3 protein-coding genes are annotated in these 3155 nt (G+C 75.6%); all 3 read right to left on the bottom strand.

Features of this window, described 5'->3' with window-relative positions; genetic code table 11:
- The coding region (locus AAHZ94_RS31495; protein ID WP_349997126.1) for a nucleoside triphosphate pyrophosphohydrolase at positions 1-1007 on the bottom strand (1007 nt) is incomplete at its 3' end.
- A gap of 18 nt (positions 1008-1025) precedes the next feature.
- A complete protein-coding gene (locus AAHZ94_RS31500; RefSeq protein WP_349997127.1) occupies positions 1026-1691 on the bottom strand; it encodes a SurA N-terminal domain-containing protein in 666 nt (221 codons plus the stop codon).
- 297 nt (positions 1692-1988) lie between these two features.
- Positions 1989-2729 carry an HNH endonuclease family protein gene (locus AAHZ94_RS31505; protein ID WP_349997128.1) on the bottom strand — a complete coding sequence of 247 codons (741 nt, stop codon included), beginning with the start codon at positions 2727-2729 and terminating at the stop codon, positions 1989-1991.
- Between the last annotated feature and the right edge of the window lie 426 nt (positions 2730-3155).

The following is a 3155-nucleotide window of genomic DNA, read 5'->3' on the forward strand; positions in this document are numbered from 1 at the left end:
GCGTCAGATGTGTATACGAGACCGGCGCGGGCCGCGAGCGCGAGGAGTTCGTAGCCGATGCCGGGGCCTTCGGGCAGCGCCACCGGAAGGTCGGCGGTGCGGGCCCGGGAAACGAGCTTGGCGGCGAGCGCCAGCGCCGGCTGGTCCAGCGGGACGCCGTCGGTGACCGAGGCACGGCGCTTCTCTATCGCCTTCGTCCGCAGCCAGTGCGCCTTGACCTCGTCCGGGGTCTGCGCGGTCGCGTCCCCGAAGACGTGCGGGTGGCGGCGGATGAGCTTGTCCACGATGCCGGCCGCGACGTCGTCGATGCCGAACGGCTCGTCCGCGTCCTCCTGCGCGATCCGCGCGTGGAAGACGACCTGGAGCAGGACGTCCCCGAGCTCCTCGCGCAGCTCCGCGCGGTCCCCCGCCTCGATGGCCTCGACCAGCTCGTACGCCTCCTCAAGGCCGTACTTGGCCAGGCTCTGGTGCGTACGCTCGGCGCTCCACGGGCAGGAGGCCCGGATCTCGTCCATGACCTGCACCAGGTCGAGCAGCCTGGCCCCGGGCAGGTCGTACGAGCCCGGCAACAGCTCCAGGTCGGGCACGGCGTGCCGGCCCGAGCCTGCGAGCCTGGACAGCTCGTTGGTGAGGGCGGACTCGCCGGTGGCCGAGGTGAGCACCACCACGGTGCGGCCCACGGGGCCGGCCGTCCCACCGTCCGTACCGGCTGCACCAGCGGGACCCGCGGTGTCGGCAGTGTCGGCGGAGTCAGCAGGTCCGGCCGGGTCGGCCGCGCAGTACGCGACCAGTTCGCCGGCCTCGGCCGCGGTGACCTCGACGGCGACCCCCGCGTCCCGCAGGTACGGGAGTTGGGGGTGGTCGGCGTCGGCGCACAGCACCCGGTCCGCCGCGCGCAGCGTCTGCCACGCGGGCCAGGACAGCAGTCCCGGCGCGACCCGGTGCGTGGTGGTCAGCAGGACGATGCGGCCGGGGGCGGGGGCGGCCTGGTGGTGGGATGCGTTCACCCCTCGAACGTAACCCACCTACGCCGGGCGGTTCCCCTGCTGGGTCGCCCCCTCGGCGTCCTCCGCGGACTCCTTGATCCACGGCTCCTTGAGCGCCGCCATGCCCTGCTGGCTGTCCCAGGTGCCGTACCGCGGGTTCACGTCGATGTCCAGGTCGGCCGCGGTGGCGCGCAGGGCGTCCAGCGTCCGGTCCTGGCCGAGTTGTTCGATCAGCCTGAGCCGCAGCAGGTCGACCCTGAGGGTGTCCTCGATCTGGCCGGGGGCGATCCCCTCGCGCAGGAAGGCCGAGCGCAGCCCCGCCGCGCCGCCGGTCTGGCTGCGGGCCAGCTTGGTCTCCTGTTGCACGTCGCGCCGGGTGACGCTGATGCCCTGGTCGGCGGCGGCCCGCTCGACCACCTTGGTCATGATCATCCGGAGCAGCACCTCGTGGCCGAGCTTGCCGGAGGCCCGGATGAGCTGGTCGCTCTGTGGCGAGTCGCGCTGGGCGTCCCGTACGTCCGCGATCCGCGACTGGAGCTGCGAGACGGTGATCCGGTCGCCGTCGACCACGGCCGCGGCGCCCGGGTGCGCGTCGCTGCCGCACGCGGTGAGCAGCGGCGTGGCGCCGAGCAGGGCGACGGCGGAGACGGTGAGCGCGGTCCTGCGGCGCGTGGCAGTTCTGCGGCTTGTGGGGAAACGCAGCATGGAGCCTCCCGGCAAGGTTCATGACCAAGGAGGGCGGGCGGAACCCCCTCCAGGGGCGAGCGCATCGACCTAGCGTTGATCGATGGTAAGGAGTCGAAGCGGCGGTAGCCACTGGTTCGACCAACGATTCGTGTCCAGATCGGATGCGCGACCGGACGTACGGGCGAATTCACGGACGGATCACTCGCGAACCACCCGCCCCGCGCGGCCCCGCCGGCCCCGCCCCGACCGACCCGCACGCCCCGCCGGCACCACCCCCCGCGGCTCCGCGGTCCCGCCCCGCTCAGCCGATCCCGCTCACCGCCCCGGCGCCTCCGTGGGCGCGTCGCCCACGACCGGCAGTGCCGTCTTGGGGCAGCCGCGCAGCACCCGGGCCATCGCCTGCTGTTCGGCGCGGGTGACCCACACCCCGTACTTGCGCTTCACCGCCACCTGGCGGGCCACGTACGGGCAGCGGTAGGACGCGTTCGCCGGCAGCCAGGTCGCCGCGTCGCCGTCGCTCTTGCGGCGGTTGGCCGCCGCCTGCACGGCGATCAGGTTGAGCGGGTCGTTGGCGAAGGCGATGCGCTTGCCGCGCGGCCAGTCGGCGGCGCCCTTCTGCCAGGCGTCCGACAGCGCGACGACGTGGTCGATGTCCACCTTGCTGCGGCCCCGCCGGTAGGCGACGTCCGTCCCGGTGTACGGATCGCCCGCCAGGGTCCCGGAGACCACCACGCACGAGTCGCCCCGGAACCTGACGTCCTTCAGGTCGCGCCCCAGGATGTCGTCCCGGGTGCCGCAGCCGTTGCGGTCGACGTCGATCCAGGCCCGGCCGAACTGGCTGCGCTCGTACCCGGTGCGCGGCGCGCGGCCCTTGACGCTCAGCCCGTCCAGCGAGCCGAGCGCGCTGCCGGGCGCCGCGGTCGCGGTCGGACCCGCGCTGCCCTTCGCGCCGCCCGCCCCCTCGCCCGACCCGTCCTCGTCGGGCGAACAGCCGGTGAGGGCGATGAGCGCGGCGATGGCTGCGGCGGGGATGGCGGTGCGGCGGGCGCGTATCACGGGGAGTCGTCCGTTCGTCGGGCGTGGGCGGGAAGTGCCGGGGCCGGGGGCGGCACCACGGTACGGGCCGGGCCCGGAGCCGCGGCGCACGGCCCGCCGGCCCGTACGGAGCCGGGGCACACCCCTACGGAGGGCGGGTCCGATTCGCGTATCTTTGCGGCGGGGCAGGTCGCCGCCGCCGCGCACGGCGTCGCCGCGGGGCGGGCCCGCAAGCGCGGGGCGCGGTGCACACGGCGCCGCACGGCACCGGACAATGGCGGCGGCAGCGCAACGGCCCGGCCCCGTCCGGCCCCGTGCCGCCACCCCCCCCCCGGCCGCCCCGCCCCCGGGCCCCCCGCCCCCCGCCCGCCCCCCGGGCCCGCGCCCCCGGCGCGGGCTGGGGGGCGCGGCAACGGACTGCCGGGGCTCCCGCGCGGGCGCGGGCGT

The sequence above is a fragment of the Streptomyces sp. HSW2009 genome (genome assembly GCF_040240285.1).
Taxonomy (GTDB): Bacteria; Actinomycetota; Actinomycetes; order Streptomycetales; family Streptomycetaceae; genus Streptomyces.

What these genes read in the sequence shown, in the direction of transcription:
- AAHZ94_RS31500 (WP_349997127.1), bottom strand. Translation starts at nt 1,691, where the DNA reads ATGCTGCGTTTCCCCACAAGCCGCAGAACTGCCACGCGCCGCAGGACC.